The 6,633-nt window shown below is 69.8% G+C and carries 2 protein-coding genes and 1 pseudogene; 2 read left to right on the top strand and 1 reads right to left on the bottom strand.

Features of this window, described 5'->3' with window-relative positions; all coding sequences use genetic code 11:
- A pseudogene (locus ACLQ29_RS05720) lies at nt 1-576 on the top strand (hypothetical protein); the annotation flags it as partial.
- 1 nt (nt 577) lies between these two features.
- Entirely contained in the window at nt 578-1,282 is a 705-nt protein-coding gene (locus ACLQ29_RS05715) for a class F sortase (protein ID WP_425770529.1), read from the top strand.
- 74 nt (nt 1,283-1,356) lie between these two features.
- Here the strand turns inward: ACLQ29_RS05715 and ACLQ29_RS05710 are convergent, their stop codons facing one another.
- The gene (locus ACLQ29_RS05710; protein WP_425770528.1) at nt 1,357-6,438 is read right to left on the bottom strand and encodes an NAD-glutamate dehydrogenase; all 5,082 of its coding nucleotides are present in this window, start codon (nt 6,436-6,438) and stop codon (nt 1,357-1,359) included.
- Nucleotides 6,439-6,633 lie beyond the last annotated feature (195 nt).

The following is a 6,633-nucleotide window of genomic DNA, read 5'->3' as shown; positions in this document are numbered from 1 at the left end:
GACAAGGGCTGGGAGTCCAAGGACGAGCACGGCTCCGACAAGGGCCGGGACTCCAAGGACGAGCACAGCTCCGACAAGAGCTGGGACTCCAAGGACGAGGACGAGTACGGCTCCGACAAGAGCTGGGAGTCCAAGGACGAGCACAGCTCCGACAAGGGCCGGGACTCCAAGGACGAGGACGAGTACGGCTCGGACAAGGGCTGGGAGTCCAAGGACGAGCACGGCTCCGACAAGGGCCGGGACTCCAAGGACGAGCACAGCTCCGACAAGGACTGGGACTCCAAGGACGAGCACGGCTCGGACGAGGACAGCTGGGAGAAGGAGCGCGAGTTCGTCTACTACGGCGACGCCAAGGTCGACAAGGACGCCAAGCCGGGTCGCTACGAGCTCAAGGGCTCGTGCGGCGAGGGCGAGCTGGTCGTGCTGCCGCACGGCGGTGTCGACGGTGGTGACGGCGGTGCCAGCACCGGTGCCGACCGTGGCCTGGCCACCGGCGGGGCGGGCCTGCTCGGCGCTGCCGCGCTCGGCGGGATCGTGCTGATGCGTCGTCGGCGGACCGATGGTTCGCTCGTCTGACGTGACGACGACACGGGCCGGCGGCCGTCACGGGAAACCGTGGCGTGCCGCCGGCGCGGCCGTCGTCGTCACCATGGCCATGATCGGAGCCGGCATGATCGGCTTCGCCCTGAAGACCACGCCCCCGGCTCGACCGCCGCAGCCGCTGGCCCAGGCCGGTCCCGAGGCGAGCGGGCCGGCCGACACCGCCACCGCCGTCCCGCCGGTGGACGGGCAGCCGGTCGGCCAGGGGGACGTGCCGGCCGGGTTGGCGCGCTCCGCCCCGACAAGCATCGAGATCCCCCGGATCGGCGTCGACGCGACGGTCCTGTCACTCGGCACCAACCCGGACGGCACCGTCCAGGTCCCCCCGTTGGAGCAGGCCGACCAGGCTGGGTGGTACGAGCCTGGCGCGAGCCCCGGCGAGACGGGTAACGCGGTGATCGTCGGGCACGTGGACTCGGCGAAGCTCGGCCCAGCCGTCTTCTTCGACCTCGGCTCCCTCGTGCCCGGTGACACGATCACGGTGCGGCGGGCGGACGGCCAGCCGGCCACGTTCCAGGTCGAGTCGGTGAAGTCGTACCCGAAGACGGCCTTCCCCACCGAGTTGGTGTACGGGCCCAGCGACCGGCCCAGTCTGCGGGTGGTCACCTGTGGTGGTCAGTTCGACGAGGCCGCCAAGAGCTACCCGGACAACATCGTCGCCTTCGCCACCCTGGTGGCCTGACCGCTGAGGAGACGAAACGCGGTCCGGCCGGTCGGGGTGACCCGACCGGCCGGACCGCGTCCGGCGTGGCTGACTCAGGCGGCCGCGGAGGTCCGCACCAGGGTGCGGATCTGGCGCAGCAGCACCGACAGGGCGGCGAGATCCGCCCGCGACTCGTCGAACTCCCCCATCGCCCGGCGGGCGCGGTGGATCGATGTCGCGTTCGACTGCTCCCACTGCTGCACCCGCTCGTGCGGCGGCAGGTCCTCCGGGGTGGAGCCGAACACCTCCGCGGTGAGCGCGGCCAGCGCGGCGTACAGGTCGTAGCGCAACGCCATCCGGGCCAACGTCTGCCAGCGGTCCTCGCGAGGCAGCAGGGAGATCTTCGACAGCAGCGAGTCCACCCGGAACAGGTCGGACAGCACGAAGTAGACCGAGGCCACCTCGCTGACGTCCCGACCGCTGGCGTTCGCCGTCTCCACCACGTCCATCAGACCGAAGCTGTACATCAGCCGGGTCGCGCGTTCCGCCAGCTCGCGGGGCAGCCCACGCTCGGTCATCGAGTCCATGTGCGCGGCGATGCCCTGCCGCTCGTTGCCGTAGAACAGCTCCTCCAGCCCCGGCAGCAGCCGGGTGACGCCGTCGCGCAGCCGGGCGATCTCGGCCGGCACGTCGATCGGCGAGCGCCGGTTGGACACCAGCCACCGCACGGCCCGGTCGAGCAGCCGACGGGTGTCCAGGTAGACACTTGTCTGCAGCTCCGGTGCGACCTTGTTGTCCAGCGCCTCGACCGCGTCCCACAGGTCGCGCAGGCCGAACACCTCGCTGACCACCACGTACGCCCGGATCACGTCCGCCGCGCTGGCCGCCGTCTCCTCGACCACCCGGAAGATGAACGAGATGCCGCCCCGGTTGATCGCCTCGTTGACAAGCACTGTGGTGACGATGTCCCGGCGCAGCCGGTGCCTGCCCATCCGGTCGGCGAACCGCTCACGCATCGGCGTCGGGAAGTAGTTGACCAGGACCTCGGTCGTCCACTCCTCGTCCGCCAGACCCTCGGTGAGGATCTCCCGTTCCAGGACGATCTTCACGTACGCGAGCAGCACCGCGAACTCCGGCGCGGTCAGCCCGGACTCGCTGCGGACCGCCAACTCCTCGTCCGGCGGCAGCGCCTCCAGCGCCCGGTCCAACGCGCCGGACCGCTCCAGCTCGTTGATCATCCGGCGGTGCACCGGAAGCAGCGAGGCGGCCTGCGCCTGGGCGTTGTTGATCGCCCGAGCCTGGTCGTAGTTGTCCCGCAGCACCAGCTCCGCGACCTCGTCGGTCATCCCGGCCAGCAGCTCGTCGCGCTCGGCCGTGGTCAACTCGCCGTCGGCCACCGCCGTGTTCAGCAGGATCTTGATGTTCACCTCGTGGTCGGAGGTGTCCACGCCGGCCGCGTTGTCGATGAAGTCGGAGAAGATCCGACCGCCGGTCAACGCGTACTCGATCCGGCCGAGCTGGGTCCAGCCCAGGTTGCCGCCCTCGCCCGCGACCCGGCACCGCAGGCTGCGCCCGTCCACCCGGATCGCGTCGTTGGACTTGTCGCCCACCTCGGCGTTCGTCTGCGTGGACGCCTTGACGTAGGTGCCGATGCCGCCGTTCCAGAACAGGTCCACCGGAGCGGTGACGATCGCCTTCATCAGCTCCTGCGGCGACAGGTGCGTGACGTCGCCGTCCAGGCCGATCGCCGCCCGGACCTGCGGCGTGATCGGGATGGACTTCGCGGTACGCGGGAAGATGCCGCCCCCTGCCGAGATCAGCTCCGGGTTGTAGTCCTCCCACGAGGACCGAGGCAGGTCGAACAACCGGCGCCGCTCGGTGTACGAGGTGGCCGCGTCCGGCTCCGGGTCCAGGAAGATGTGCCGGTGGTCGAAGGCCGCCACCAGCCGGATGTGCTCGGACAGCAGCATCCCGTTGCCGAACACGTCGCCGGACATGTCACCGACGCCGACCACCGTGAAGTCCTGGGTCTGGGTGTCCAGGCCCAACTCGCGGAAGTGCCGCTTCACCGACTCCCAGGCGCCCCGGGCGGTGATGCCCATCTTCTTGTGGTCGTAGCCGGCGGAGCCGCCGGAGGCGAACGCGTCACCCAGCCAGAAGTTGTGCGCCGTGGAGATCTCGTTGGCGATGTCGGAGAACGTCGCGGTGCCCTTGTCCGCCGCGACCACCAGGTACGGGTCGTCGCCGTCGTGCCGCACCACGTCCTCGGGCGGCACGATCTGCCCGCTGACGATGTTGTCGGTGACGTCGAGCATCGCGCCGACGAACTCCTGGTAGCAGGCGACCGCCTCGTCCCGGTCACCCGGCTTCTGCTTCAGCACGAAGCCGCCCTTGGCACCGACCGGCACGATCACGGTGTTCTTCACCATCTGCGCCTTGACCAGGCCCAGCACCTCGGTCCGGAAGTCCTCCCGGCGGTCGGACCAGCGCAACCCGCCCCGGGCCACCGGCCCGAACCGCAGGTGCACGCCCTCGAACCGAGGCGAGTAGACGAAGATCTCGAACTTCGGGCGCGGCGCCGGCAGGTCCGGGATGGCCTGCGGGTCGAGCTTGAACGCCACGTACGCCTTCGGCCGCCCGTCGGAGCGCTTCTGGTAGAAGCTGGTCCGCAGGGTCGCCTCGATCAGCGTCAGGTACGAGCGCAGGATCCGGTCCTGGTCGAGGCTGGCCACGTCGTCCAGCCCGGCCCGGATCATCTCCACCAGCTCGCCACTGCGCTGCTGCCGCTGCTCGGTGGTCTGCCCACCCGGCGCGAACCGGGTCTCGAAGAGATCCACGAGCAACGCGGCGAGCTTCGGGTACGCGACGAAGGTCTGCTCCATGTAGTCCTGGGAGAAGACCGTGCCGGCCTGCCGCAGGTACTTCGCGTACGCCCGCAGCACCACCACCTGCCGCCAGGTGAGCCCGCCGCGCAGCACCAGCTCGTTGAACCGGTCCACCTCGGCCTCACCGCGCCAGGCCGCCGCGAAGGCGTTCTCCACGTGTGGGCGTACCTCGGCCAGCTCGTGGTGCCCCTCGGGCAGCATCATGCCGAAGTCGTACAGGTAGACCCGCCCGTCGATCCGGTCCACCTCGTACGGGTGCTCGTCGACCACGCGCACACCGAGGGAGTGCAGCACCGGCAGCACGGCGGAGAGCATCATCGGTTCGCCGTACCGGTAGACCTTGAACCGGACGTCCATCGCCTCGGCCAGGTCCGCGCCGGGCACCCGGGTGCCGGGGCGGGGTGCGAGCTGCTTGCGGAACAGGTGCATCTCCAGCTGGCCGGGCTCCTCCAGCAGCTCCAGCTTCGCCAGGTCCTTCATCGCCTCGTACGGCGTGTGCCCGTCCTTGTAGCCCTCCGGGAACGCGTCGGCGTACCTGGTGAACAGGTGCTTGGCCTGCTCGTCGCCGAGTTTGCGCTCCAGCACCAGCCGGTAGTCGTCGTCCCAGAGTCGGGTCGCGTCGGCCAACTCCTCGGCCAACAGGTCGGCGTCGATCTCGCCGGGCGGCCGGGTCGGGTCGGTACGCACGATGAAGTGCACCCGGGCCAGCATCGACTCGGTGACGCGCGTGGTGTAGTCCACCCCGACACCGTTGAGCTCACGCAGCAGGATGTCCTGCATGCGCAGCCGGTTCTGGGTGGTGAACCGGTCCCGGGGCAGGTAGATCAGGCAGGAGATGAACCGCCCGTACGCGTCCCGGCGCAGGAAGACCCGTAGCTGCCGACGACCCGCCATCCGCAGCACGCCGATCACCGCGTGGTAGAGGTCGTCGGTCTTGATCTGGAACAGCTCGTCGCGGGGGTAGGTCTCCAGGATCTGGATCAGATCCTTACCCGAGTGACTGCGTCGACTCAGGCCGGACCGGTCCAGCACCTCGGCCACCTTGCGGCGCACCACCGGCAGCTCCCGGACGCTGGTCCGGTACGCGGCGGTGGAGAACAGGCCGAGGAAGCGCCGCTCGCCGATCACCTCGCCGGCCTCGTTGAAGATCTTGAAGCCGATGTAGTCCAGGTACGCCGAGCGGTGCACGGTGGCCCGCGAGTTGGCCTTGGTGATGATCAGCAGGCGCTTCTCCAGCACCTTCTCGTGCGCCTCGGGCGTCATCGACGCCAGCGGCCGGGCCTCCGGCGCGTCGGAGCGCAGGATGCCCAGACCGGTGCCGAGCACCGCCTCCAACGCCTTGCCGTCGACCTCGTCGCCGGCATCGCCGCTCGCGGCGTCCACCAACCGGTACTCGCGGTAGCCGAGGAAGGTGAAGTGGTCGTGGGCCAGCCACCGCAGCAGCTCCACCGAGTCGGTGATGTCCTTCTCCGGCACCGGCGGCCGGTTCTCGGCGGTACGCGCGGAGGCCAACTCGTCGGCGAGCGCGAGGGAGCGCTGACGCATCTTGGGCCAGTCCTCCACCGCCTCCCGCACGTCGGTGAGAACCCGCTGCAACTCGCGGCGCAGCCGGTCCCGCTCGGCCGCGTCCCGGACCGGGTCGATCTCGATCCGCATCCAGCTCTCGATGATGTCGCCGGCGATCGCGTCGTCCGGCTCCACGTCCGCGGAGACCTCGGTGAGGTGGCCCAACGGCTCCCGCCGGACCACCACCAGTGGGTGCACCAGCAGGTGCACGTCCAGGTGGTACGAGTTGAGCAGCGCGGTCACCGAGTCGACGAGGAACGGCATGTCGTCGGTGACGATCTCGACGACCGTGTGGTGCTGGTCGGCGTGCGGCTCGTGGATCCGCAGCTTCAACTCGCCTGGCACCCGCTGCTGGGCGAGGTCCCGGTGCGCCCGGGCCGCGTCGAGCATTTCCTCCGCCGTGAAGCCGACCAGCTCCTCGTCCGGTGCGAACCGCCAGAAACGGCCGACGAGTGTCGCCGCGTCGTGGTCGTCCCCCGCGAGCGCGACAGCCTGAGCCACCAGGCGCTCCGCGTTGGGAACAGGTTCGTCGAGCTCGGCGTCCTCCACGTCGTCGGCCAATGCCTCGGTCGGCAGGCCCAGATCGTAGATGGTGTCGATGCTCGACCCGGTCAGCCCGGTGACTCCCGTGTCGAGCCGGCCGTAGCCGTCCCCGTCGGTAGCCGAATCGAAGCTGTCGTCGTCCCGGCCGGAGTCATCCTGCCGGAGGTCGGGTTCCGGTTTGATCGCCGGACGCCGGTCCATCGGTGCCACTCCCCTCGACCCACCGCGTTGTGGGTCACTCTGCCGCTCAGCCTAGGCCCTGCCGTTGTGCGTCTTCGTCGGCGGACCACTGGCCAGACGTCCGGATCGGGACTTTGTCCTTTCACCCGTTGCGGGTCCGAGGTTGGCCGGCTGCGGGATACCCCGCCACGCGATGTTCATCACACCGGCCCGGCC

The sequence above is a fragment of the Micromonospora sp. DT228 genome (genome assembly GCF_049841595.1).
Classification (GTDB): domain Bacteria; phylum Actinomycetota; class Actinomycetes; order Mycobacteriales; family Micromonosporaceae; genus Micromonospora.
The sequence above is the reverse complement of the archived record's forward strand: the minus strand, read 5'-3'. Positions and strand labels throughout refer to the sequence as shown.

Bases quoted from the DNA above. Each gene is read 5' to 3' on its own strand.
- ACLQ29_RS05710 (WP_425770528.1), bottom strand. From the start codon at position 6,438: ATGGACCGGCGTCCGGCGATCAAACCGGAACCCGACCTCCGGCAGGAT.